At 39.3% G+C, this 23,964-nt stretch carries 26 protein-coding genes and 1 other RNA gene; 18 read left to right on the top strand and 9 right to left on the bottom strand.

Annotated elements, in window-relative coordinates; genetic code table 11:
• The first annotated feature begins 36 nt into the window (after positions 1–36).
• The 14 genes from GWJ01_RS09835 to GWJ01_RS09900 all read left to right on the top strand — a co-directional run bounded on the left by GWJ01_RS09835 (position 37) and on the right by GWJ01_RS09900 (position 13,554).
• Entirely contained in the window at positions 37–339 is a 303-nt protein-coding gene (locus GWJ01_RS09835) for a head-tail connector protein (RefSeq protein WP_161706121.1), read from the top strand.
• Positions 340–345: 6 nt separating this feature from the next.
• Complete coding sequence (locus GWJ01_RS09840) at positions 346–672, top strand: phage head closure protein (RefSeq protein WP_161706122.1); 327 nt, start codon at positions 346–348, stop codon at positions 670–672.
• Positions 659–1,048, top strand: a complete 390-nt coding sequence (locus tag GWJ01_RS09845; RefSeq protein ID WP_161711040.1) for a hypothetical protein — start codon at positions 659–661, stop codon at positions 1,046–1,048. Before GWJ01_RS09840 ends, GWJ01_RS09845 begins: the two co-directional genes overlap by 14 nt.
• Complete coding sequence (locus GWJ01_RS09850) at positions 1,048–1,449, top strand: HK97-gp10 family putative phage morphogenesis protein (RefSeq protein ID WP_161711054.1); 402 nt, start codon at positions 1,048–1,050, stop codon at positions 1,447–1,449. The genes GWJ01_RS09845 and GWJ01_RS09850 overlap by 1 nt, the downstream gene beginning before the upstream one ends.
• Positions 1,450–1,460: 11 nt before the next feature.
• Entirely contained in the window at positions 1,461–1,934 is a 474-nt protein-coding gene (locus GWJ01_RS09855; RefSeq protein WP_161711041.1) for a phage tail protein, read from the top strand.
• Positions 1,934–2,284: a phage tail protein gene (locus tag GWJ01_RS09860; RefSeq protein WP_036904969.1), complete on the top strand. Its 351-nt coding sequence runs from the start codon at positions 1,934–1,936 to the stop codon at positions 2,282–2,284. Before GWJ01_RS09855 ends, GWJ01_RS09860 begins: the two co-directional genes overlap by 1 nt.
• Before the next feature lie 258 nt (positions 2,285–2,542).
• Positions 2,543–5,851, top strand: coding sequence for a phage tail tape measure protein (locus GWJ01_RS09865; protein WP_161711042.1), 3,309 nt, complete (start codon positions 2,543–2,545; stop codon positions 5,849–5,851).
• The gene (locus GWJ01_RS09870; protein WP_036904973.1) at positions 5,852–6,451 is read left to right on the top strand and encodes a hypothetical protein; all 600 of its coding nucleotides are present in this window, start codon (positions 5,852–5,854) and stop codon (positions 6,449–6,451) included.
• Complete coding sequence (locus GWJ01_RS09875; RefSeq protein WP_036904975.1) at positions 6,448–7,029, top strand: hypothetical protein; 582 nt, start codon at positions 6,448–6,450, stop codon at positions 7,027–7,029. The genes GWJ01_RS09870 and GWJ01_RS09875 overlap by 4 nt, the downstream gene beginning before the upstream one ends.
• Before the next feature lie 23 nt (positions 7,030–7,052).
• On the top strand, positions 7,053–7,661 hold the full coding sequence (locus GWJ01_RS09880) for a hypothetical protein (protein WP_036904977.1): 609 nt from the start codon (positions 7,053–7,055) through the stop codon (positions 7,659–7,661).
• 56 nt (positions 7,662–7,717) lie between these two features.
• Positions 7,718–8,116 (top strand): DUF6950 family protein, encoded by a 399-nt coding sequence (locus GWJ01_RS09885; RefSeq protein WP_036904980.1) that lies wholly within the window; start codon positions 7,718–7,720, stop codon positions 8,114–8,116.
• On the top strand, positions 8,117–11,080 hold the full coding sequence (locus tag GWJ01_RS18840; RefSeq protein WP_237585711.1) for a phage tail tip protein J-related protein: 2,964 nt from the start codon (positions 8,117–8,119) through the stop codon (positions 11,078–11,080).
• Positions 11,081–11,082: 2 nt separating this feature from the next.
• Positions 11,083–12,129: a hypothetical protein gene (locus GWJ01_RS09895; protein ID WP_161711043.1), complete on the top strand. Its 1,047-nt coding sequence runs from the start codon at positions 11,083–11,085 to the stop codon at positions 12,127–12,129.
• A gap of 36 nt (positions 12,130–12,165) precedes the next feature.
• Positions 12,166–13,554, top strand: a complete 1,389-nt coding sequence (locus GWJ01_RS09900; protein ID WP_161711044.1) for a phage tail fiber protein — start codon at positions 12,166–12,168, stop codon at positions 13,552–13,554.
• 39 nt (positions 13,555–13,593) lie between these two features.
• On the opposite strand, the gene GWJ01_RS09905 is transcribed toward GWJ01_RS09900, so the two are convergent.
• From GWJ01_RS09905 to smpB, 4 genes are all read right to left on the bottom strand, one after another.
• Positions 13,594–13,827 (bottom strand): DNA polymerase III subunit theta, encoded by a 234-nt coding sequence (locus tag GWJ01_RS09905; RefSeq protein ID WP_161711045.1) that lies wholly within the window; start codon positions 13,825–13,827, stop codon positions 13,594–13,596.
• 132 nt (positions 13,828–13,959) lie between these two features.
• Entirely contained in the window at positions 13,960–14,778 is an 819-nt protein-coding gene (locus tag GWJ01_RS09910) for a hypothetical protein (RefSeq protein ID WP_161711046.1), read from the bottom strand.
• Between the two features lie 184 nt (positions 14,779–14,962).
• Positions 14,963–15,329: a transfer-messenger RNA gene (gene ssrA / locus GWJ01_RS09915) on the bottom strand.
• A gap of 59 nt (positions 15,330–15,388) precedes the next feature.
• On the bottom strand, positions 15,389–15,871 hold the full coding sequence (smpB, locus tag GWJ01_RS09920) for an SsrA-binding protein SmpB (protein WP_088495016.1): 483 nt from the start codon (positions 15,869–15,871) through the stop codon (positions 15,389–15,391).
• Between the two features lie 156 nt (positions 15,872–16,027).
• Between smpB and GWJ01_RS09925 the strand changes: the two genes are divergently transcribed.
• A complete protein-coding gene (locus GWJ01_RS09925; protein ID WP_109401897.1) occupies positions 16,028–16,462 on the top strand; it encodes an SRPBCC family protein in 435 nt (144 codons plus the stop codon).
• On the top strand, positions 16,452–16,748 hold the full coding sequence (locus GWJ01_RS09930) for an RnfH family protein (RefSeq protein ID WP_375804068.1): 297 nt from the start codon (positions 16,452–16,454) through the stop codon (positions 16,746–16,748). Before GWJ01_RS09925 ends, GWJ01_RS09930 begins: the two co-directional genes overlap by 11 nt.
• A 205-nt stretch (positions 16,749–16,953) precedes the next feature.
• On the opposite strand, the gene bamE is transcribed toward GWJ01_RS09930, so the two are convergent.
• The 3 genes from bamE to nadK form a co-directional block, all read right to left on the bottom strand.
• Positions 16,954–17,316: an outer membrane protein assembly factor BamE gene (bamE, locus tag GWJ01_RS09935; protein WP_161711047.1), complete on the bottom strand. Its 363-nt coding sequence runs from the start codon at positions 17,314–17,316 to the stop codon at positions 16,954–16,956.
• 113 nt (positions 17,317–17,429) lie between these two features.
• Positions 17,430–19,091 (bottom strand): DNA repair protein RecN, encoded by a 1,662-nt coding sequence (recN, locus tag GWJ01_RS09940; protein ID WP_161711048.1) that lies wholly within the window; start codon positions 19,089–19,091, stop codon positions 17,430–17,432.
• A gap of 87 nt (positions 19,092–19,178) precedes the next feature.
• On the bottom strand, positions 19,179–20,078 hold the full coding sequence (nadK, locus tag GWJ01_RS09945; RefSeq protein WP_083629114.1) for an NAD(+) kinase: 900 nt from the start codon (positions 20,076–20,078) through the stop codon (positions 19,179–19,181).
• A gap of 100 nt (positions 20,079–20,178) precedes the next feature.
• On the opposite strand from nadK, the gene grpE reads away from it, so the two are divergent.
• Positions 20,179–20,790 (top strand): nucleotide exchange factor GrpE, encoded by a 612-nt coding sequence (gene grpE / locus GWJ01_RS09950; RefSeq protein WP_161711049.1) that lies wholly within the window; start codon positions 20,179–20,181, stop codon positions 20,788–20,790.
• A 117-nt stretch (positions 20,791–20,907) separates the two neighbouring features.
• Here the strand turns inward: grpE and ung are convergent, their stop codons facing one another.
• On the bottom strand, positions 20,908–21,588 hold the full coding sequence (gene ung / locus GWJ01_RS09955) for a uracil-DNA glycosylase (protein WP_109392965.1): 681 nt from the start codon (positions 21,586–21,588) through the stop codon (positions 20,908–20,910).
• Positions 21,589–21,922: 334 nt separating this feature from the next.
• Here ung and grcA point away from each other — a divergent pair, with 334 nt between their 5' ends.
• Positions 21,923–22,306 (top strand): autonomous glycyl radical cofactor GrcA, encoded by a 384-nt coding sequence (gene grcA, locus GWJ01_RS09960; RefSeq protein WP_023581591.1) that lies wholly within the window; start codon positions 21,923–21,925, stop codon positions 22,304–22,306.
• Positions 22,307–22,455: 149 nt separating this feature from the next.
• On the opposite strand, the gene srmB is transcribed toward grcA, so the two are convergent.
• Entirely contained in the window at positions 22,456–23,820 is a 1,365-nt protein-coding gene (gene srmB, locus GWJ01_RS09965) for an ATP-dependent RNA helicase SrmB (protein ID WP_161711050.1), read from the bottom strand.
• Positions 23,821–23,964: the final 144 nt, after the last annotated feature.

Here is a 23,964-nt window from a genome sequence, read left to right on the forward strand (position 1 = left end):
CCTGCGATCGGGATAGGTCGCAGGTATGGGGGATTTATGCCACTACCCACACTAGAAAAATTGAAGCAACAATGTCGATTAGATGAGGGCAGTACATTAGAAGATGAATTACTAAAAACTTATCTGATAGCGGCAAAACAACGCGCTGAAGGGTATATCAATCGACATCTCTACGAAAAAGATATTCCAGAGGGAGATCCTGACGGCCTATTAATTACTGATGATATTGAATTGGCCCTTATGTTAGCGGTTGGAAATTTCTATGAAAATAGAGAAACGGCCGTGTTACCCGCAGGATTTAAGTTATTACTCGATCCCTATCGTCATATTAATTTGTGAGGAATGATGAAAGCCGGTGAACTCAATAAACGCATTTCTCTTTCTCACTATGTTACTGAACGTGATGATTTAGGGAGTGAAAAGGTCGTTTCAAAAAAAGTGGCTGAGGTATGGGCTAAAGCAGAATCGATGTCGAACCGTAAAATTCGTACCGCTGACCAAGATCAGGTCATTGAAACTTATCATTTCACCATTCGTCCCCGTTCTGATGTTGATATGGGGTGGCTGGTGGGCTATCAGGGGCGACTATTTACCGTTCGCGCTGTTGACCGAAATCAGTCTGATAGAACCATTATTACCACGGAGGCGAATATTCAACATGATAGAAGTTGATATTAAGGCTGATCTTGAACGAATTACAGGCTTACTAGCTTATCCGCTAAAACTTCCTTCAGATAAATTAGAAGGGGTTATCTATCAACGGATTAGTGATCCCAAGATAGACTCTGGATTAGCATGTACCTCACTGGTTCAAGCTCGCTTTCAAATCGTTATCCAAATTCCCGATGATTATCAAAAGGCATTAAAACTGGAATCGACTCTCTGTCGTGAGTGGGAAGCTATTCAACACAGTTATATTGGCAACTACCCTGTTCAAACTGTTCAGCGAGGCAATTTTCTGCAGGACATGATTGAGCAAACGGAAAATCGTAAAATCTACCGCATTTATCGTGATTTTATTATCACTTATCCCGAGGGTGCAACGTGATAACCAACCTTAGCGTGACAGGGTTGGATGAATTAGGTCGGAAATTAAAGCAGTTAGAAGTTGAGTTAAAAACCAAAATATTACGTGAAGCAGGGCGAGAAGCCATGCAAGTTGTGAAAGATGATATGGAAGCGCATGCAGGGTTTGATGCAAAAAGCACTGAACCTCATATGCGAGACAATATCACCATCAAAACGACACGAGTAAAAAATACGAATGGGGCTGTTATGGTCACCGTAGGGCCGACAAAACCTCATTATATGAAAGCTCGCGCTCAAGAGTTCGGCACCATCAAACAAGTTGCTCGTCCTTTTATTCGTCCAGCCCTCGATTACAACCAACGTGCGGTGCTCAATACCTTAACTGAGCATATTCGCCATGCCCTTTCTTTATATACTTAGGAGTAAAAATAATGGCAGATCAAAAAACATCGCCAGAATACGCCATGCTTCCCGCGGGCACTATTGTGAAATTTGGTAAAGCGGGTGATACCGTTGAACAAATGAAGCCACTGGTTAACTGTAAGGCATTAGGTGCCACAGGACAATCAGGGAGCTTTGTTGACGTCACGACACTCATCGATAAAAACAAACAATTTATTTCTGACTTACCGGAAGGACCTGAAAAGTCGTTAGGCTTCATTGATGATCCAGAAAATGAAAACTTTGTTGCGTTCTTGAATGCAGCAGAAAAGCGTGAAACGGTGCAGTTTTACTGCGAGCTTCCTAATAAACGTACCGCAACCATGATCCTTTCATTGTCAGGCTGGGAATTAAATGACATCTCAGCGCCTGCTAATGAAGCCATCCAGATCACCGTAAAAGGAAAACAAAATAACCTTGTATGGGGAACTTCTTCTGCAGCATCAACAGGAGATCAGGGTTAATGAAAGGATTAAAAGCCTCTTTACTTACAGCGAAACCTCAAATTATCGAAGTCGATATTCTATGTGGAGTAAAGGTAAACATTCGTCGTATGACGGCTAACGAGTTGATGAATTTGGAACTTGAGGTTTCTGAATTAAATCAACATGGCAAATTACGTGAGGCATCATTACGTAACGTAGGTATGTTGCTGAATTGCTTGGTTGATGATGAAGGTAAACCGATAAGTAAATCGTTACTACCCAAACCAGAAGAATTGGTTAACGTCCATGATAACGCGATCCTCATCGAAGCGATTAACGTCGTGAAGCAACACTCCATTGGCACGTTAGACGAGGCAAAAAAAAACTAACGGATAGCCCATTACTCTATTTTGCTTATCAACTTTCTGAAGAGTTGGGTGAAATTGATCCCTATCGCGTTCTCAATTTGCCTGCCAATACATTACTGGGTTGGCAGGCTTATTTTGCGCTCAAATCAGAAAAACCAGGTGTAATACCACCATCAGATATACCTCCCTCTCCTGAAAGTGCACATCAACCAACAAGCACCTCTAAATCTGTTGAACAGCAATGTTCTGACGTAATGAAAATGATAGGAAGATAATATTATGGCCACTAATTTAGCCGATTTACGGGTTGGGCTATTGCTGAATGACGCCAGTTTTAGAAGCAATATTACAGGCGCATTAAACCATGCAGGGCGTGAAACAGAACGTTTTTCTAATAAAGCAAAGCGTGAAACAAAAGCGGTTGCAGATGGTTTTTATTCAATCAGTCATCAAGTGACGAATGTTGCAGGACGACTGGCGATGTTAGGTGGAGTGAGTTTATCCATTGGTAGCATTTTAAATATTTCTCGCAAGTATAGTCAGGCAATTTCTGATCTGAGTGCGATTACGGGTGCGTCTATTGAGCGCATGAAAGAGTACAGTATTGCTTCTCAAGAAATGGGGCGAACAACGGAATTTGGCGCAATAAAAGTCGCGGATGCCATGAAACTTATTGCGTCAGCAAAACCGTCATTACTGCAGACAGCGGGAGCCTTAGAAGATGTAACGGCTAAATCGATTACCTTGGCGCAAGCTTCAGGTATTGAGTTAGCCGATGCGGCGAAATCTCTTACCTTAAGTCTTAATCAGTTTGGTGAGTCCGCTGTCTCATCTGAGCGTTACATTAATGTGTTAGCAGCAGGTGCGAAATACGGTGCATCTGAAATTAACGAAACAGCACAAGCGATTGTGAAAAGTGGCACCGTTGCTTCTCAAGCTGGTGTTTCATTTGAACAACTTAATGCGTCTATTCAAGTTTTAGCAGGAAAAGGGATCAAGGCCGAAGTTGCCGGTACGATGTTGCGTAACGTTCTATTGGCTTTGGAGCGTTCAGCTGATAAAAACTTGCGTCCATCTGTTGTTGGCCTAGCCACAGCATTAGAGAACCTCGACAAGAAAAACTATTCTACTACTGCATCAACAAAGATATTTGGTCGCGCCAATGTCAGTGCGGGTACTATTTTAGTTAAGAACAGGGATCAGCTAGTCGATTTAACTAAGGCACTCACTGATACAGAAACAGCGTATGAACAAGCGGGAAAACGAGCGCAAAATCTAAATGCTGATTTAGAATTAATGGAAAAGTCGTTTGAAGGCTTGGCGATTAAAGTCGGTACCAGTGCCGATGGTCCTTTACGTACAGGTGTTCAGAATGTTACTTCCGCTGTGAATGCATTAAATAACAACTTCTCTACGTTAGCCAATATTGCGACTTACGCTGTCTTACCCGTCATTGGCGCCAGAATGACGAGAGGACTTCAAGATCAAACCAAAGAGTGGGTGAAAAATGAAGTTGCAGTAAGAAATAATGTCAAACAAATGAGAGAAACGGCTCAAAGAACCATTGATTCAGCAAAAGCATCTAGAGAGTTAGCCCAACAAGAGTCAAGAAGGCTAGCAACTCAATCCATATTGAATAGGCAACATGGTATCAATGCTAATTATCAAAAAGAGTATCTGGCATTAAATAGGCAGATTCGAGAAGCCAATCGACTAGAAATGTTAGGTAAGCAACAACTTGCTGCAGCCAACAATCAGCTGTCTTATAGTCAAAGGGCATTGCGAGCATCTAGCTTAGGACTCCGAAGTGTTGTTTCTGCCTTAGGTGGACCAGTTGGTGTCTTGGCTTTAGCAGGTTCAGCTATTTATTATTTTGCAACTAAAGCTGATGAAGCTAAGTTGAAGGTTGATGGTTTACGGGGCTCAGTTGCTGAAACAATAGAAGAGCTTCAGCGTTTATCTAGAGTCAAATTAGAAATACAGGCTGATGAAATCGCAGAAAATATTTCTTTATTAGAAGCTGAGAGATCTCGAATCTATGGTGAGTTAGCTAGATATTCTGAAGATAGACAAACCTCGATGTCAGAAATAAAAGACAGCGGTTGGTTTGGTAACGCCATGGTCAGTGCTTTTGGGGATGATCCTGAAGAGGTGCTTCGAAATAGGCGAAGTGCGTTAGGAAAATTAGAAGATATAAATAAGGATTTAGAGACTCAATATCAACGACAAACAAGAACAAAAGAAGCCATAGAAAAAGGTGTTTTTAGTCAACCGACTAAAGAAGATAAGCCACTGGGAGATAGCGGAGGCGGTGGAAATGATGGAGGGAATGACCTAGCTTCAGGTTCTAAACAAAAAGTTAGTCAATACCATCAATTACGCATGCAAATAGAGCAAGAGCATGCAACAAGTTTAGAGCGAATATCCTTAAGTGAATCGGAAACAATGCGCAAGCTTCAGGAAAACTTAAAAGCTGGTGGTATGAAGCAGGAAGAGTATGAACGATTAAAAACACTTAACGCTGAAAACCATATGAAACAGCGTGCAGAGTTAGCAGAAAAATACTCTCCTATGCGCGCATCCATCCGAAATGAACAAGAGATGACCAAAGAGCTTAAATCACTCTTTGAGCAACAATTGTTGACTGAAAAAGAATACCAATATGCACGGCGCCAAATGGCACAAGATACGACAAAATATCGTTTATCAGAGCAAGCAAAAGGTATTTCTCTCCCTAATATCAGTATCCTTGGTGAAATAGATCCGGTTATTCAATTAAGAAACCAACTTGAAGAGCAGAAAGCACTTTATCAGGCTTATTATAACGATGGCATGATTAGTAAAGAACGTTATGAACAATTGATGGTAACAGCAACCAATAAATCAAAAGAGGCTCAATATCAGGCTAGCAAAGAGTTATATGCATCTCAAGGAATGTGGCAACGCATGCAAATGAATTTAGTTGATACCATTGAACAAAGAACAGCGAATTCAATGACTGGTATTTTGATGGGTACAAAGTCATTTTCTGAAGGTATTAAAGATTTTTCAGCTTCCATTGCTAGTTCTATTATTTCGGATTTGATCCGTATCGCCATTCAAGCTCAAATCACTAATGCATTAACAGGATTGTTTGGTGGAGTTTTTGGTGGTGGCGAAGCAGCTACGGGTGCAAAAACTACGGGAAAAGTTGGTGTAAAAGCAAACGCTAAAGGTGATGTTTATAGTTCACCAAACTTGAGTCAATATAGTAATCAAGTTGTGAGTTCTCCAACGTTATTTGCCTTTGCAAAAGGCGGCACGCCTAATCTTGGCCTGATGGGAGAGGCGGGTAGTGAAGCTATTATGCCCCTAAAACGTGGACCTGATGGCTCTTTAGGTGTAAGAGCAACGGGGGCTAATTCCATCTCTTCAGGTGACACTATTATTCACCAAACATTTCATGTGACAGGTAACGGTGATGAAGCTTTGTATCAAGCCATGCAGGAAGCTGCAAGAATGGGTGCTGAACAAGGTGTCTCAAAAGCTAAATCTGACATTATGCGAGATTTTCAAACCAATGGTACGTTAAGAAGGAATCTACGATAAATGGCAACGATATTATCGTGGCCACAATCCATCGTGCCAGCCACATTAAGTTGGCAACTCGTGAGTAACAGCAAAACCTTTACATCAACCTTTACGGGAAGTGTACAGACCGTACGCTTTCCCGGCTCACGTTGGCGTTGCAGTATGTCATTTAATAATTTGACTGATGAGCAAGCAAGGGTTTTAGAGGCGTTTGTTGCCGAGTTAGATGGTGAAAGTGGTCGAGTGAAAATTAGTGATTGGGCGCGCTCTGGTTTAACTCAGCGTGGTAAACCTAAAGTTAGCCAACCCAATCAATCTGGAAAATTATTGGAGAGTAAAGACTGGTTACCCAATAGCATTGTTTTACGCATTGGTGATTATATCACGGTAAATGATGAACTAAAGAGAGTGACGGCTAATGTGATTAGTGATGCACAAGGAAACGCAACAATTCCTATTGCCCCTATATTACGTTATGCACCGACAGTAAATGATTTGATAGAAAATGAAACGCCATACGGTATTTTTAAACTAACCAGTAACGATCAAGGTAATTTCCAGCGTAAACCGGGCATACTTACTAGCACTTCTTTGTCATTCGAGGAGGCCTTAACATGAAATATCATCCCTTTAGTAATGACATGGTTAAGGCAATTAACGAGGGGTATTATTTGGTTGTTGCCTCTCGTTTAGATCTCAAATCAGGTGTTGTAAGAGCACATACTGGTGTGGGCAATATCATTATTGCAGGTGAAGTTTACCAAGGTGTAGGGCAATTTGGTGCCATTGAGTCTGTGGGTGAAAATATGACCACTAGCCCACAACAACTCATTATGAAACTCTCAGGCTTCGATTCTTCCTTGATTGGAGAAGTGATGAACGAGCGGGTTCGTGGGCGAAATGCACAATTGATGTTAGTTGCATTAAATGAAGAAGGAAAACCTGCGCTTGCTGAGGTTTTATTTGCTGGCCAAATATCAACCATTGGTGTGACAACGGGTGAAGAGAATGAAATAGCAGTTACTGTTTCTAATCGATTTGAACGTTGGTCTTATGGATTACCAGACAGATTTACTGATGAGTCATGGTCTAAACGTAAAAATGGCGATAGGATATTTCGTTATGTTGCGCAGATGGCTGATCGGGCTATTTATTGGGGTAGCAAGAAAAGTGCACCTGCGTTTATTTATAAATAACTCTGATTATTGGTGTCGATTAAATGAAAAAAAATATTATTATTTTATTATCCATACTTTTAATTTTACCTAATTTAGCTTCATGTGATAAATCCGACTCAGATAAAAATAAATATAGTGCTCCTTTTGGCCTAGAGTGGGGTATGTCTATAAATAAACTTAAAAAAGAAATAGGGAACGATATTGAAATTTTAAATAATCAAGAAAATTGTCCATTTGTTAAAGTTAAATCTGAAAGTCTACCTAATGGTTTAAATAATAAAAATGAAACCTACACACTTATATTTTTACCAGAAAATAAAGTAATTAATTTTAACGGACTTATGGGTGTGGACTATTTTTACTTCATAAAAAATAAAGAAATATATGATATAGACTTTAAAAAAATGCTAAATAATCTTGAATTAAAATACGGGGAACCAACTAGAAAAAAAGAAGACGATAAATTATTTAAATATGTTTATTATTTTGATTTGGAAAATAAGAACATTATTTTAGCTGGACATAAAACAGAGTACGGGTACACGATTTGGATGTTGCAAGCATTCTTGCCAAAAGAAAATAAAAATACCATAGATCAAGCCGTAGAAAAGTTAAATTTAGAATGTAAAAAAGAAAGAAATCCTCTGTAAAAGAAAATGAATATAAACACCCGCTTCGGCGGGTTTTTTATTGTCTGGAGAAAACCATGAGACACCCACAATGGACCACTCGCCTTCCTGAAACCTTAAAGAATGCCATAAATCACCCTTTTGCATGGGGGGAACATGATTGCTGTTTGTTTGCATCTGATTGCGTCATTGCTGTTTGTGATTTTGACCCCTGCGAAAGCATTCGTGGGCGCTATAAAACAAAGATAGGCGCATTCAGAGTATTACAAAAAGAGTTTGGAACATTGGACGGCGCTGTGAGCCGTTTTTTTGATGAAGTTCCAACAAACGAAGCAGGGCGTGGTGACATTGTGATGTTTGAGGGGGATGAGGGAAATACATTAGGTGTTTTGTGGGCGGGTAAATTGTGGGCAGTTTCAACGGATGGAGTTCGCGCTGTGAGCAATAAACCGATTAAAGCATGGAGAGTACAATAAATGGGTAAGACAGTCACAAGCGTTGTCTCTGCGGGCTTAATGATAGCAGGGGTTATTGCTACAGGTGGGTTGGGTACCGCATTGATTGTTGCTGGTATTGCTGTTCAAGCGGCGAGTGCGTTTATTTTTAAAGATAAAGTGCCTGGTTCCGGTTATCGTGACCAATCTGAACGTAAACAGATGCTACGTTCTGCCTCTGCACCTGAGACGGTGGTTGTAGGTAAAACAATGATGTCAGGGTTGCTTTTCTTTGCCGAAGAAGAGGAAGGTGAACAAGACGAAAATGAAGAACTCTACATGGCATTAGCCATAGCATCCCACCCTATCCATAAATTAGGTCAAATTTATTTCAATGATGACAAAATTGAAGATTTAGGCGACAACGCACAATACGAATTTCATAACAGTAGAACTGAGGCGGATCCATACCTATTAAAACATGCCCCTTCATGGAAAGAGGATATGATTGGTCGAGGGCTTGCATGGTTACGCTTAACATTACGCTTTGATCAAGAAAAGTTCCCTTATGGTGTGCCTAATGTTAAAAGTGAACTATGGGGAAAAGAAATTTACGATCCTCGCAATGAAAAAACAGTATGGTCAAATAACGGTGCTTTGATCATATTAGATTACTATCGGCATTACTTAGGTGTTCCAGACTCCGATATTGATTGGGATGCATTTAAAAGTGCAGCAGATATTTGTGATGAAACCGTACAAACGCCAGATGGAAAAAGTGAGCCTAGATACACTTTAAATGGCGCTTATGAACTTGAAGAAAGTCCTGCCTCTGTATTAGAGATGATGCATAAATGTATTGCTGGAGAGCCCACTTATATAGCGGGTAAGCATGGCATTATGATGCAAGTCTATAATGGGCCAGCACTACTGACGATTGATGAGTCACAAATTATCGATACAGTGACGGTGACACCCGAACTTTCATTACGTGATGCAACTAATGCGATTTATGGCACTTTTGTTGACGCAGAACAACAGTATAACAAAACCGATTTTGAGCCAGTGGTTATTGATGAATGGATAGAAGAAGATGGCTTAGAAATTAAAGAAAATATGGACTATCGTTTTGTTACTAGCCCATACCAAGCCAATCGACTAGCCAATCTCTATTTACGTAAAAAACGCGCAGGTCGTCGTATTCAATTGCGCATGAATTTAGATGGTTATGCTTATCGCCCTGGTGATGTTGTAAAACTCGAATTACCTTCGCTGGGGATTAGCGATTTAGAATTTCGCATTGCTGATTGGAAATTTCACCCATCAGAGGGGGTAGAGATTACTCTCGAAGAAGATGGTCCTTATATCTATGAAGACTTAGCCAGTAAACCTTTTGTTAGACCTCCATTCACTAAACTACCCACTGGTGGCGTACCAGCACCGATCAATCTGGCTTTTGTTCCTCTTGCTGTCACCGATATCGTTCAAGGTTACATATCATGGCAGAACGTGGCATCTGATATTCGCTATAACACGGTTAATATTCTCCAGAATGGCAAGGTTATACAGTCTATTCAGGTACCGAGTGAGCGTGTTGATATTAATGGTTTAGCGAGAGGTACTTATCGTGTCGAAGTGAGAGCTATTAATGTTGCTGGCGCTATGTCTGCACCGGCTATCAGTGATTTTGCAATTCAAGCACCTCCGTCACCAATCGGTGTTGAAATAACGCCAGGTATGTTTAGTTTAACGGCGTCACCTAAACAGGGTGATAGTGCTGTTTTTGGTTATACCTTTGAGTTTTGGTTTAGTGAGAAAAAACTCGCTAATCTCTCTGAAAATGAAGTGATCACCAAAACAAACAAAGTTGGTCAAGGAAATTTCTGGACGCAAGAGAATTTAAAAGCTGGCCACACTTACTATTTCTATATCCGAACGATCAATAGTTATGGTAAATCTGCATTTGTAGAAGCTTCAGGTATTCCAGTTTCATTGCCAGACGACATATTTGATGATTTAGATAACACGGTTAGAGAAACGGATGCGTTTAAAGAGCTGGATAATAAGCTTGATTGGAATGCTGAGACCGCAATTATTTTAAGTAACGCAAGTCATCGTAATTTCAGGCAGTTGCTAATAAAACATGCTGAATCTCAAGCTGGCATTAGTGAGCTATGGCAAGCTAATGCAACTCAAGAGGAAGCATGGGCACAGGAAGTTAAAGAAATTTACTCCGCTGTTGGTGATAACACGTCTGCTATTAAAGAGACTCAAACGTCAATTACTGATCTAAATAAAGCTTTCGGTCAAACAACTACGGAGATCCGCACAGAGTTAAAAACAACTAACCAAAATTTAGCTAACACAGATAAAGAAGTTGGGCGCATTCGTGCTGATGTTGCGACGAATAAAGAGGCAATATCTGAAACAAATAAAGCTATGGCTAAATCCGAGGAGCAAGTGCAAGCTCAATTTGGCAAACAGCAGGGCATGATTAACCAAAAAATGCAGGCTGAATTTAGCCAATCTGGCGACGGTGTTGTCACTCATTCCATCAATATCACGATTGTTCATAACGGCACTAAATACAATGCAGCAGGTCAGGTCATTAGTGCTCAAGTTAAGAATGGAAAGCTCGAAAGTTTCATAGGCTATAATGCTAATAATTTTGCGTGGTACAACCCAAGTAACGGAAAAATGGAATTATTCATGTACGTTAAAAACGGCCAGATGTTTATGCGCGAGGCCTTTATTAACGAGGCATGGCTTAATTCCGTTGTTGTTACTGAATATATTAAATCAGGCGATTATGTTCCGGGAAAGAGTGGTTTTTTGATTGATGGTAAAACTAGCAATATTGAAATGAATAAAGGAACGTTCCGGGGTGAATTAGATATAGGAACAAATAAAACGGGTGCGCATACCGTTATCACCAATGAACGGATTGCGGTTTACGGTGCTCAAGGAGAAATTAGGATTGAAATAGGAAAAATAGAAGGGAGATAACCATGTATGGTGTTTATGTTAAACCAGATATAGGCAACGAATATTATTTAGATGCTGATGATAATCAGGTTATGGGGTATTTAGGTTCAGCAAAAATAGGGTGGTACAATAACCATTTCTACCCAATAAATGAAGGGTGGAATACAATGAAGCACAATATTCCTGAATATGAAAAGTACAATATTATTATTATCCCACGAGTAGTATCTCGGACATACAAAATACCCGGTTCCTATTATTGGTTCTCATCAAATGTAACAGTGTATAATATATCCGGTGATAATTTTAATTTTTATGTTGATGAAAGGCCAGCCGGATCGCGAGTAGATTCAGAAGATGACGAAAGAGACCCAGAATTCATGTTTGATTTTTATGGTTACCCAAAATCAAATAGTGAATCATACGGAATACGTCTACATGGAATGAATGGTATTAGTGAATTAACGCCCTCAATGCGAGGGTATTGTGTATTTGCCGACATCGTACAAATAAATGCAGGTAAAGATAATGGCTGGAGAATGCCATCAAATATTACTGATGAAATGAACCCCATTATTTTCGTGAGGCCGAAAAATTCAGGTGCTGTCTTCTCATATAATAAAGCTAGGGGTTTAGTTGTTAGTAGTTCATGTGAAATGTATGTCGTTATATTTTGTACTAACTTTACTTTAACTCCTCCAAAATATGGCATTGTAATTTATAACGATAAAAAAGAAATTACATTTTCATCTAACTACAAACCCATGAAGCTCGGAGAGACAACGCGATTTAGTAATCGAAATGGAGCTTCGTTTTCTAAACTCAAAAAACCAATGATTATTCCAGATGCACAATTCGTTAACTGGAGAATACAGGGAAGCAATAGAGATGATGTTATTTATATGCGAACAGGATTTGGTTTTAGAAATGACGGGAATAATGTCTATTGGGATGACATATACAGTATCAGATCAGAATATGGCGGGCCATGGGGGGCTGATGGCGGTAATGCGTTTAAAATAGAATTTGACATATACGGCATCGAACTCAGCGACTACTTCAATATTTAATTAACTCTTCGTTTATACATCTAGGAAAACATATTCATGATATACACAACAGGTACTGTTAATACAGTGTCAGGGTCTGCTATTGTCAAAGGCACTGGCACTAAATTTAAAAATAATAATCCAGCTATTAATATCGGAATGACTATTTTAATTAAATCGGGAACAACAAATATTCCGTATATGATTAAATCCGTTAATTCCGACACTGAATTAGTATTAGCACAACCGGCATTAGCCACAGCAACTAACACCACATTCTCAATTCATATTACTGAGCCCGACAATAATAGTGATGCAGCTAGAACCATGGTCGCTATTAATAGTTATGTCGAGTATTTCCTCGACGCCATGAATACGTGGATGACTCAAACGGGCCAGACAAAAATTGAGATGCCAAATGGCGAGATTATCACGCTCGATAGTATTAAGAAGATGCAAGGGGATATACAAAATAAGGCAGACTTAACAAAAACGACTCCTCAAGATTTTAAAGGGGGTATTGTTTCGGCGGGTGCTGTAGGTTCAAGAAATAGTAGCTATGACTTATTTCTGAGCTTAGACCCTTCACCATCATTTTTATATAAAATAAATGGAACATATTATAGGGCAACGCTTCCTGAAAAGACTGGCAAAATGATGTTGGTTGGTGATTATGGTATCGGTGGGATCGCTCCAAGAGTCACTAATGATGAATTAAAAGGTACTCTATTCAGCCAATTTATGGCAATGGGAGCAGGGAGTGATTCAAATCATTTCGGTAGTTATGGTGGTGGTATATCAATAAAGCAGAGTGAAGATGCATCACTTCGAATGTTCGTTACGGGGAATGCTGATTTTATTGCTGAATATTATAGTAAAGGTGCAAATGTTGTTAGAAGTAACACAATGTGGGGAACTAGGAATACCACAACGGACCCTCAAGGGTTCATCAAAAAAGCTTCTCCAATCGTTAACATCAACTCCGATGGCACATTCATAACTAACGACGAATCAGAAGGCGCAACGGTTACTCGGGTAGCTCAAGGTGAATATCTTATCGAAGGTGTACTTGGTTTTAACTCAGATGCAGGCTGGGGCGGTGTTGATGGAGGTATTGAAATTCCACTCGATGTTAATAAACAACCACTGATATGGGTTAACTCTAAAGTTAACAAAGATGGTTCTATTCTCGTTAAAACGTATCATCGCACTCACCCTAACGCACCTGAGTTTGCCCGTAATGATATTGATGGTTACAAAGACGGCGATCCAATAGATATCCCTGATGGTCGTTTTATTTCCGTTCGTGTACAAATGCCAGAGCAATCAATCTATAACGTGAGAATGCGTGAAATGGAAGAAGCGCAGAAAGCGGAAGAGGAACGCAGACAAAAAGAAGAGGAAGAAAATCAGGACACCAATAAGACACCAGAAATTGATAACTGATTGATTATATAACTCAGTCGGTTCCATCGAGCATCGGCACTACTCTGTTTTCAAATACTGCACTGAATTTCCATCAGGCAACTTCCTACTTCTCTCACGATAAAACGCTAGTCGTTCATTAAAATACTCGCGCAAATATGCTGGTTGTTGTCGTTCAATTTCGGACGCGACAACTGGCATATTGAGTCGTTCTTTATATGCGACACCTGAAGCTGTTAAATTGACATTGATCTTATCTTTTTCTTCCTGCGTTAGTTCAGCTAGATTTTTCATTTGGTAATCTCTATTATTGAATTGAATCTAAATATAGCGCAAAAGATTGGTCCGAAGTTACACCAGATTCTTATTTTAAGTAAATTTTATATATGATAACGCTATAATTAGTCAGTTATAACAATAATCTAATTAAAATAGACCAAATAAGCGGGTATAAAAAACAATTATAGTGCTCGCAACGCCTATAAAAGAATACATAGGGTGTGTCTTGATTAATTCAATTATAACTACTGGGTGAATACCATTACGATTGAACCAATTGGCATCTGTCTTTAATGTATTTTCATGAACCCTATCAATGATATTTGCAAAAATATCTACTTTCCTTAAGGTGGATCTGTGAAGTTTTAAATATTCTCCATTTTCAAAAGCTTCTGCTTCTTCTGCACCTGATAGTGCATCTAAATCAGCTATTCCATTCATTTCAGTTAATACCATCAATCGACCATGTTTCCCACTTTTAGATTCATGGGAGCAATATGCACGGCTGAATAAAGCAACCAAAACTCTAGCTAAATCTAGCTTCTTATCATCCTGAAGTATAAATGGTTCTCCACCAAGAACCCTAAATCTATGTTCTAATGCTTGGAAGCCATAAGCCTCATCACGCATATTCCAGTGAATATATGTAAAATCTGCATTTTTTCTCAAAAAATCAAAGTAACTAGACAACATATCGCATTCTAAATTATCGATATCTTCATTTATCGTATTAATTTTATTATGTAATTCTGCTGTTTTATGTATTGACCATGAGTGAGTTTGAGCAGAGCTTAAATTTCTAACTGCGATTGAGGTTACACGGCGAGATGTGCCTGATTTATTATCATAGAATGATTCGCAGGAGTAGTGAATTAAATAGGTTCTATTGGAATTTTCAAAGGCTTTTTCAACTGCTTTTCTATTTTCTTTGCGTTTTGATAAACGAACTAATTCAGAAGAAGCCATCTAATACTCTCCATTAATATTATTCTATAAAAAAGGCCCACCGAAGTGAGCCTTTCTAAACTTTAAATGATCCGCGTGTCATTTGCGTGTCATTTATAGTCCTTTTGTTGTCAGTGTGTAGTCTTGATGATTTCGCTAACTTCTTGATTTTGAAACCGTTGTCCTATCACTGACCCACCAAATTTGGTGGAGCTGGCGGGAGTTGAACCCGCGTCCGAAATTTCTACATCCTCGGTACTACATGCTTAGTCTATCTTTAATTTCACTTACCCACTGCGGACAGACGCGCCATGAATAAGCTAGCTTGATTAAGTTTAACGCTTTGACCCCAAGCTAGGTCTCCACGCGATCTCTTTTGGGTTTGACCTCTCTTGATCCCCGTCTTAAGAGCGGAAGCTAGGGAGAGAGGGCTCTAAGCAGGTTATTAAGCTGCTAGTGCTTCGTACTGATTGTCGTTTGCGACTATCTTTTTTGCGGCTTTTTACGAGGCCAACCGCCCCTCGGCATGCACCTTGGGTTTCGCAAATCCCGTCGAATCCAGAATCAGCCCCAAGTTGTTGAAAGCGAGTATATCAGAAAAATACTTGTAATTGCTAGTACTTAACGCAATTTAGCGGTTAGCATTTTTCATGATACGTGCTTTGTCTAATTTCCACTCACGATCTTTAATGGTATCGCGTTTATCGTGATCTTTCTTACCCTTTGCAACGCCAATTTTAATTTTGCACCAAGCGTTTTTCCAATAAAGAGAAAGAGCAACAACGGTGTAACCATCACGGTTGATTTGACCGTAAAGTGAATCTAATTCGCGTTGCTTTAATAATAGTTTACGGGTACGAGTCGGGTCACAAACGACATGGCTTGATGCAACATTTAAAGGAGTAATGGTTGCACCAAAAAGATAAGCTTCGCCATCACGCATGATAACATAGCTATCACTGATGTTTGCTTTACCGGCACGCAGTGATTTAACTTCCCAGCCTTGGAGCGCCAAGCCCGCTTCTATCTCATCTTCGATGAAATATTCATGGCGAGCACGTTTGTTTAACGCAATGGTCGCAGAACCAGGTTTGTGTGATTTTTTCTTTGTCATAATGTCCACATTATACTGTATGAGCAATAGAAAGAAATCATTTAACCGACTGTTTTCTTTTCAATTGCATAAAACTTAAGCTATATTCCATTAGATTTTTAATTAGTCACTGTTCAATGATATGATCACACACAGTGTTGTCGTACAGGAATAACTATGCCTCAGATTAGTCGATCTGCTCTTGTCCCTTTTAGCACAGAGCAAATGTTTAAACTGGTTAATGATGTTCTTACTTATCCTGATTTTCTACCAGGATGCGTTGGAAGTAAACTGATCAAAAGCACACCAGAAGAAATGATTGCATCAATAAATGTCTCTAAAGCGGGAATTAGTAAAACATTTACTACCCATAACTTTTTAAAGACTAATGAACGTGTTGATATGCATCTTGTTGATGGCCCCTTTCGTAAATTAACTGGGGGGTGGGTGTTTACCGCACTCGATGATAATGCGTGTAAGATAGAATTTCAGCTAGACTTTGAGTTCACTAATAAATTAATTGAGTTAGCTTTTGGCCGTATTTTTAAAGATTTAACGAACAATATGGTTCAAGCATTTACTCACAGAGCGAAAGAGATCTATCGTGACTAAAATATGGGTAGAGGTAACCTATGCGTTGCCCGATAAGCAGTATCTTATCCCTGTTGAACTAACGTTAGGGGACACGGTTGAACAAGCTATTATTGCTTCAAATATCTTAACGATTTGTAATGATATTGATTTGACTAAGAACAAAGTGGGTATTTATAGTCGACCAACAAAATTAAGCGATAATGTGCGAGATGGCGATAGAATCGAAATCTATCGGCCTTTAATTGCTGATCCTAAAGAAATGCGTCGTAAACGTGCTGAAAAAGCACGACAAAAAGCGGATTGATATTATGCTTTCTGCCTAATAGGTGGGAGCTTTATATACTGCATTGATAGGTCATTTGATTACAGACAGATACAAGAAAGACAACACTGTTATAAAGCATTTTCTCCTTATAAAAACACACCCCAACGTCAAATTTAACGTATGGGGTGCAATTCGTTTTTGCCAATCTTATACAAAACTAAGTTTTTTTAGCACTGCAATCGCATTACGATTTTGTTTCAGGTGCTGAGAAGCCAGGCATATTGCCTTGTTTATCAATCTTAGTCAGTATGCCATTGCTATCAAAAGTCAGGGTGAGCGTCTCTTGACGTACTGCTTGATGACCAGGCTCTTCACGGAAAACATAATACCAAGTTTGGCTTCCGAAAGGATCTTTAAGCATTGGCGTACCAAGGGCAAATTGAACTTGCTGCTGTGTCATTCCTTGCTGAACTTTTGCGACTTCGGCTGGAGTTAAATAATTTCCCTGATTGATATCTGGGTGATAAACCAGTCTCTCGAATATAGAGCAACCTGAAGTCATTACGACTAAAGATAAGGCGGCAACTTTTAACAGTTTAAAACGCATGGTTATTACATTCCTTTTAGGGTCATAGTGACGATGATAATCGACAACGCAGCAATTGAAAACCTTTCACGCTCTGCCTATGACCTTAAATATCAATAAAAGTTTGTTAATCGTTATGCAGCCAACAAATCTTTCGCATTTGCTAGGGTATTTTTGGTGACTTCACTACCTGCTAATAAACGAGCGAGCTCTTGTAAACGCTCTTTTTTCGATAATAATTTCATTGTTGTTTCAGTTTCTTCACCATTTGTCTCTTTATTGACGAAATAGTGTTGGTGACCACAACCTGCAACTTGAGGTAAGTGAGTGACACACATAACTTGAGTAGACTCGCCTAGCTCTCGCAGTAATTTACCTACAATAGCCGCCGTTGGACCACTGATACCCACATCAACTTCATCAAAAATAAGTGCTGGAGTATCCATTTTTTTTGCTGTGATCACTTGGATTGCGAGTGCAATACGTGATAACTCACCCCCTGAAGCTACTTTAGAAAGTGCTTGATGAGGTTGCCCCGGATTTGTGGTGACATTAAATTCAACTTTTGTAGCACCATCGATTTGTAGTGAGCTGTCATCAAAATGGGTATCAACAGTAAAATAACCATGTGGCATTGATAACTGATGCATACTGTTAGTAATAAGTTGGCTTAATTCACTCGCATATTGTTGGCGAACTTGGTGCAATTGTTTTGCGACATCTAATGCAATTAAGTGGTCAGCTTTGACTTGTTCTATTAAAGCCTCACAATCATCATTTTGACGAAGTAGAGCATTTTTCTCTTCAATTAATTGCTGATGAAGATCATAGAGTTCCTCAGGCGCGACACGATGTTTACGTGACAAACTAATATACTTAGACATGCGTTTTTCTACTTCAAATAAGCGATTAGGATCCATCTCTAAGCGATCGCTATAGTGACGAAGTTCATCGCTTACTTCACTAATTTGGATAGTGGCTTCTTCTAGCATCTCTAATAATGAATTGAACTGACTTTCCATTGAGCTTAGTTCAGTAATTTCATGTTTAGCCACATTGAGCATACTTAAAATATTTTGCTCTTCGTTGTCACTTAAAATTTGTAAACTATTTTGGCTTAGCGTTAAAAACTGACCACAGTTAGAAAGGCGTTTATATTCTTGATCTAATTCTGGGTACTCACCTTGCACTGGTTGAAATTCATTGAGCTCTTTTAAGTGGTAATCAACCAATTGCTGCCTTGCTTCTCGTTCTAAAGAGAGTTGTTGAAAAGCAGCTAAAGTTTGGCAACTTTGATGCCATGTTTGATAAGCCGACTTCATGTTTTTTAATAAAGCTGGTTCATGGGCATAGATATCAAGCAGTTGTTTTTGATAGCGAGGTTCTAGAAGTTGCTGGTGAGCATGTTGTCCATGGATTTGAATAAGTAATGAACCAAGCTCTCTTAATTGTGAAAGTGGTACGGAAGTACCGTTGATAAAACCACGAGAACGCCCATCAGTAGAGATAGTTCTTCTTAATAGGCATTCGTTATGATCATCAAGATGATGTTCTTCAAGCCAGTGTTGTGCTGATGGCGTATCAGAGAGTGAGAATCGTGCACATAAATCGGCTCTAGTTGCACCTGGGCGCACCATATTGGCATCACCACGGTTACCTAAGCATAAACCTAAAGCATCAATTGCAATAGACTTACCTGCGCCAGTTTCGCCTGTAATGGTGGTCATGCCACCAGAAAAATCGATTTCAAGTTCACGGACTATGGCAAAATGACTAATGGTTAATTGAGTCAGCATAGTGCCTCTCCTGTGTATAAAAACATATCTGTAATTACATACAGTATAAACTGGTTTTTTATACAGTAAAGTAGGGAGGCACAAAAATTAGAACATTTTTTTCGACCAACCTAATTTTGAGCTGAGTGTATTAAAATAGTTGTAATCAGTAGGGTGAACTAAATTGAGCTTTTGACGACTTCTCTTAATAATAACTTCATCACCTTCTTTAATCGGTAACACTAATTGGCTATCGCAACTGACTTCATAATCGATATTTGTTTGTGAGAATTTTAAGCGAATTTGGCTATCACTGCTGATAACTAAAGGACGTGCTGATAAAGTATGTGGAAACATAGGCACAAGCGCAATAGCATCAAGGTTTGGCGTTAAAATAGGGCCACCCGCAGAAAGTGAGTAGGCGGTTGATCCCGTTGGTGTTGCGATAATTAAGCCATCAGAACGTTGAGAGAAAGCAAAGCGATCATCAATGTAAACTTCAAACTCAATCATATGAGCGACTTTGCCGGGATGAAGCACGACTTCATTGATTGCTGTACCAATGCGTGTTCTTTGACCTTCAGCACAGACTCGAGCTTCAAGTAAGAACCGTTTTTCTTCGCGATAATGCCCCGCTAATACGTTAGTTAATTGCTGTAAAGCATTATCAGGGTCAAGATCAGTAAGAAAACCTAAATTACCCCGGTTAACACCAATCACTTTGATATTATAACGAGATAAAACACGCGCTGCGCCAAGCATATTGCCATCACCACCAACAACAATGACAAGATCGGCAACTTTGCCAACTTGTGTTAAATCACCAGTTTGTGCATTTTCTAGTTTTAATTCTTGAGCAACTTGTGTGTCAATAATAACGTCATAGCCTTGAGCCAATAGCCAATGATAGAGCATTTCATGAGTTGAAATTGCTTCAGGGTGGCGTGGATGACCAACAATGCCAATGCATTTAAAGTGTTTTTCTTCCGTTACGGTATTGTCTGGCATTTTTTTACCCTCGTTTTGCGCCAATTCCTTGAAACCCGTTTATTGATCCCCATAATAAACTAAATATGAAGATGAATACTAAAACTACGCGGAGATGTTCATGAGTAGTAAAGAACAAAATGTACATGAAGAGCAAGCCTCAAAAGAAAAAGAAGGAATGGGATCTGCAATGAATGAGTCTCAAGAGCCAGCAATGACCGAAGAAGCACAAGCGGACTTTAATGCTCAAGCTGAATTAGTGGAAGCATTAGCGCGTGTTGATTCTCTCGAAAAACAGCTTGAGCAATCACAAAAAACAGAACGTGAAGCTATGGCTCGTGCTTTAGCTGAAGTTGAAAATGTGCGTCGTCGTACTCAACAAGATATTGAGAAAGCACATAAATTTGCACTTGAGAAATTTTCTAATGAGTTATTGCCTGTACTCGATAATTTAGAGCGTGCTTTATCTGCGGCTGATCATGAAAATGAGGCATTAAAACCAATGATTGAAGGGTTAGAATTAACGCTGAAATCATTCTTAGATGCAGTTCGTAAATTTGGTATCGAAGTGGTTGAAGAAAAAAATGTGGTATTCAACCCTGAAGTTCACCAAGCGATGACTTTAATTGATAGTCCTGAACATGAACCCAATCATGTGGTTGATGTTATGCAAAAAGGTTATACCTTAAATGGTCGTTTATTACGCCCAGCTATGGTTATCGTTTCTAAATAATATCGATAAAGTATCTGTTATCACATGTGTTATTACATGTAGATAAAGTAAACCGCACAATACGAAGATTATTTAATATTCTTGTTATTGTGCGGTTTTATGTTTTATAAGGCGATATTATTCAATAGGATCAAGATGCCAATTGATCGGTGTGCGGCCTTGCTGCTGTAAAATATCATTGGCTTGTTTGAAATGGCCACAACCTAAAAAGCCTCTATGGGCAGAGAGTGGTGATGGATGAGGTGCTTTTAAAATAACGTGTTTATTGGTATCAATAAAACGTCCTTTTTTCTGAGCATGGGCGCCCCAAAGTAAAAAGATAACCCCGGCTCTACGCTGATTGATCTGCTCAATTACTGCGTCAGTAAAGATTTCCCAACCATAGTTAGCGTGAGAATGGGCTTGGCCTTTCTCTACGGTTAATACGGTATTAAGTAATAAAACACCTTGTTTTGCCCAGCTTTCTAAATAGCCGTGGTTGGGGCGTTTAAAATCAGGGTATTCTTTTTCAAGCTCTTTATACATATTGACTAACGAAGGTGGTGCTGGCACGCCCGGTCGTACTGAAAAAGAAAGGCCATGTGCTTGATTAGGGCCATGATAAGGATCTTGCCCTAAAATAACTACATTCACATTATCAAAAGGCGTAAAACGAAAAGCATTAAAAATATCTTCTTGAGGTGGATAAACGATTTTACCTGCGGCTCTTTGTTGTGCGACTTGAGACATAATTTGATGAAAGTAAGGCTTTTCTTTTTCAGCGCCTATCACATCATGCCAAGTTAGTGTTGTAGTCATAACCTAAAATCCTTGTTGATATCTTATAGTGTTTAAGCTTACCGATTTCATCAGGGGAATGAAAATATTACGACCTAAAAATAAGAATTAATTGATTCCTCAACTTTTATTTGAAAATTTACAAAAAAAATTGCAAGCTAGCCATAAGTGATTATTGATTTAAAACAACACTTTGCACCTCACTGGCTAAAATGCTTATGAATTTTATTGATATTTATCAAAGAATGACGCCATTTATACTGGTATATAAGTAGACAGAAACATTGGTTAGACCAAATACCCAAGTTCTGATATTAGATTGGAATTTGATTTTGTGCCCACATTGGAGGTCGAAATGATTACTGGTATCCAAATTACTAAAGCTGATAACGACGATTTATTACATTCTTTCTGGTTATTAGATGATGAAAACGGCGAAGCTCGTTGCATCTGTGCTAAAAAAGGCTTTGAAGAAGGCCAAGTGATTAACCGTAAAGAGTTAGGCAATATCGAATACCGAGAAGTGCCTGTAGAATCTAAACCGGTTGTTCGTGTGGAAGGTGGTCAACACCTTAACGTTAACGTACTAAGCCGTGAAACTCTGGAAGATGCTGTTAACAATCCTGAGAAATATCCTCAATTAACTATTCGTGTTTCTGGCTATGCTGTGCGTTTTAACTCACTGACTCCAGAACAACAACGTGATGTTATTACTCGTACTTTCACAGAAAGCCTGTAATTTTCACTAAAGTAATAAGTTAATAATAAGCTCGATATGAAAATATCGGGCTTTTTTTCTATATAAAATAAGAAAGAAGAGAGAACAGCAAAAAACCGTAACTACGTTATATAGCTACGGTTTTTTTATAAGATCAGAAAGAGTACAGATTATTCGTTATCAGTATTCGTTTCTTTTGCTGGCGCAGTAGGAGCCACATTCTTTTCTGTATGCTTAGCAACTGCTTTACGACGTTTACCAATATTTTTACGATCGCGAGCCCGTACTTTTTCTTTAACTGCTTTTTTCTCTTCTTCTTTTTTCGCTTTACGTTTAGCGAGCACTTTTTTAGAAGGTTTGAATGTTGCTTTCAGGCTTGGTGCTTTGGTTTCTGGACGTAGTTCAGCAACAACACGATATTTAATAGGCTCTTGAACGTAACGACCAATTTTCCCTAATAATGGATGATCGTGAGCTTCAACTAATGAAATAGCGATACCTTTACGACCTGCGCGTCCTGTACGACCAATACGGTGCAAGTAAACATCTGCAGTACGAGGTAAGTCAAAGTTGAAAACGTGTGTGATGTCATCTAGATCAAGGCCACGAGAAGCAACGTCTGTGGCAACAAGTACATTCATTTTGCCTGATTCTAAACGTTTGATCGCATCGTTACGCTGTGTTTGCGCCATTTCACCTTCAAGGTAGCTACATTTAATACCTTGTTTTTCTAGCGCAGTGACAAGCTCTCTTACACGCTCTCTTTTGCGAACAAAGACAATCGATTTTTTAACATCGTCTTGCTTCAATAGTGCAGCAAGCAACGCTGTTTTATGTTCGAGATTATCAGCATGATAATAGAACTGCTGAATTTTTTTACGTTCACGGCGAGATGGATCAGCATTAAGTTCAACAGGTTCGTTGAGGATACGCTGTGCAAAATCAATAACTGCATTACCTTCTAGTGTTGCAGAGAACAGTAATGTCTGTTTGCGCCAGCGAGTTTCGCCTGCAATCGTTTCGATATCGTTAGCAAAACCCATATCTAGCATGCGGTCTGCTTCATCTAAAATCAGCATTTCTACCGCACGGCAGTCAAAGTTTTCTTCTTTGATGTATTGTAATAAACGTCCTGTTGTTGCAACAACAATATCTTGGTTCTCGCTGAAGACTTCAGCGTGATTCATATAAGCAACACCGCCTGTGATAGTGGCGATATCTAAATGTGTATGCGCACATAATTCTTTTGCCTGCTCTGCAACTTGCATAGCAAGTTCGCGAGTTGGTGTTAGGATAAGAATACGTGGCGGGCCTGATTTTTTACGTGGATAATCAAGCAAGTGTTGAATTGCCGGAAGCAAAAAGGCTGCAGTTTTCCCTGTGCCTGTTGGCGCAGATCCTAAAATATCGCGTCCATCCATTGCAGCAGGAATTGCATCTGCTTGAATAGCTGTAGGACGTTGATATCCTTTTTCTTCTAATGCGGTCAATAAACTTTCATCAAGTTCAAGACTGGAAAATGTCGTGGCTGTCATTGTATACCTCTGTTTAGGGCGCGGATTTTGACATTATCCCCCGCTAAAAGCCAGAGGATTTACCGCTATCACATTATATATTACCGATAGACGAAGGTATTTGGTGTTTTTAGGCTTAATCTAAATAAGCGTGCATCGTATACA

The organism is Proteus sp. G2618 (assembly GCF_009915995.1).
GTDB classification, from domain to species: Bacteria; Pseudomonadota; Gammaproteobacteria; order Enterobacterales; family Enterobacteriaceae; genus Proteus; species Proteus terrae.

Bases quoted from the DNA above. Each gene is read 5' to 3' on its own strand.
- GWJ01_RS09865 (WP_161711042.1), top strand. From the start codon at position 2,543: ATGGCCACTAATTTAGCCGATTTACGGGTTGGGCTATTGCTGAATGAC.
- GWJ01_RS09880 (WP_036904977.1), top strand. From the start codon at position 7,053: ATGAAAAAAAATATTATTATTTTATTATCCATACTTTTAATTTTACCT.
- GWJ01_RS09845 (WP_161711040.1), top strand. From the start codon at position 659: ATGATAGAAGTTGATATTAAGGCTGATCTTGAACGAATTACAGGCTTA.
- recN (WP_161711048.1), bottom strand. From the start codon at position 19,091: ATGCTGACTCAATTAACCATTAGTCATTTTGCCATAGTCCGTGAACTT.
- GWJ01_RS18840 (WP_237585711.1), top strand. From the start codon at position 8,117: ATGGGTAAGACAGTCACAAGCGTTGTCTCTGCGGGCTTAATGATAGCA.
- GWJ01_RS09925 (WP_109401897.1), top strand. From the start codon at position 16,028: ATGCCTCAGATTAGTCGATCTGCTCTTGTCCCTTTTAGCACAGAGCAA.
- srmB (WP_161711050.1), bottom strand. From the start codon at position 23,820: ATGACAGCCACGACATTTTCCAGTCTTGAACTTGATGAAAGTTTATTG.
- smpB (WP_088495016.1), bottom strand. From the start codon at position 15,871: ATGACAAAGAAAAAATCACACAAACCTGGTTCTGCGACCATTGCGTTA.
- GWJ01_RS09840 (WP_161706122.1), top strand. From the start codon at position 346: ATGAAAGCCGGTGAACTCAATAAACGCATTTCTCTTTCTCACTATGTT.
- ung (WP_109392965.1), bottom strand. From the start codon at position 21,588: ATGACTACAACACTAACTTGGCATGATGTGATAGGCGCTGAAAAAGAA.
- GWJ01_RS09860 (WP_036904969.1), top strand. From the start codon at position 1,934: ATGAAAGGATTAAAAGCCTCTTTACTTACAGCGAAACCTCAAATTATC.
- bamE (WP_161711047.1), bottom strand. From the start codon at position 17,316: ATGCGTTTTAAACTGTTAAAAGTTGCCGCCTTATCTTTAGTCGTAATG.
- GWJ01_RS09875 (WP_036904975.1), top strand. From the start codon at position 6,448: ATGAAATATCATCCCTTTAGTAATGACATGGTTAAGGCAATTAACGAG.
- GWJ01_RS09905 (WP_161711045.1), bottom strand. From the start codon at position 13,827: ATGAAAAATCTAGCTGAACTAACGCAGGAAGAAAAAGATAAGATCAAT.
- GWJ01_RS09835 (WP_161706121.1), top strand. From the start codon at position 37: ATGCCACTACCCACACTAGAAAAATTGAAGCAACAATGTCGATTAGAT.
- GWJ01_RS09885 (WP_036904980.1), top strand. From the start codon at position 7,718: ATGAGACACCCACAATGGACCACTCGCCTTCCTGAAACCTTAAAGAAT.
- GWJ01_RS09895 (WP_161711043.1), top strand. From the start codon at position 11,083: ATGTATGGTGTTTATGTTAAACCAGATATAGGCAACGAATATTATTTA.
- grcA (WP_023581591.1), top strand. From the start codon at position 21,923: ATGATTACTGGTATCCAAATTACTAAAGCTGATAACGACGATTTATTA.
- GWJ01_RS09910 (WP_161711046.1), bottom strand. From the start codon at position 14,778: ATGGCTTCTTCTGAATTAGTTCGTTTATCAAAACGCAAAGAAAATAGA.
- nadK (WP_083629114.1), bottom strand. From the start codon at position 20,078: ATGCCAGACAATACCGTAACGGAAGAAAAACACTTTAAATGCATTGGC.
- GWJ01_RS09900 (WP_161711044.1), top strand. From the start codon at position 12,166: ATGATATACACAACAGGTACTGTTAATACAGTGTCAGGGTCTGCTATT.
- GWJ01_RS09870 (WP_036904973.1), top strand. From the start codon at position 5,852: ATGGCAACGATATTATCGTGGCCACAATCCATCGTGCCAGCCACATTA.
- GWJ01_RS09855 (WP_161711041.1), top strand. From the start codon at position 1,461: ATGGCAGATCAAAAAACATCGCCAGAATACGCCATGCTTCCCGCGGGC.
- grpE (WP_161711049.1), top strand. From the start codon at position 20,179: ATGAGTAGTAAAGAACAAAATGTACATGAAGAGCAAGCCTCAAAAGAA.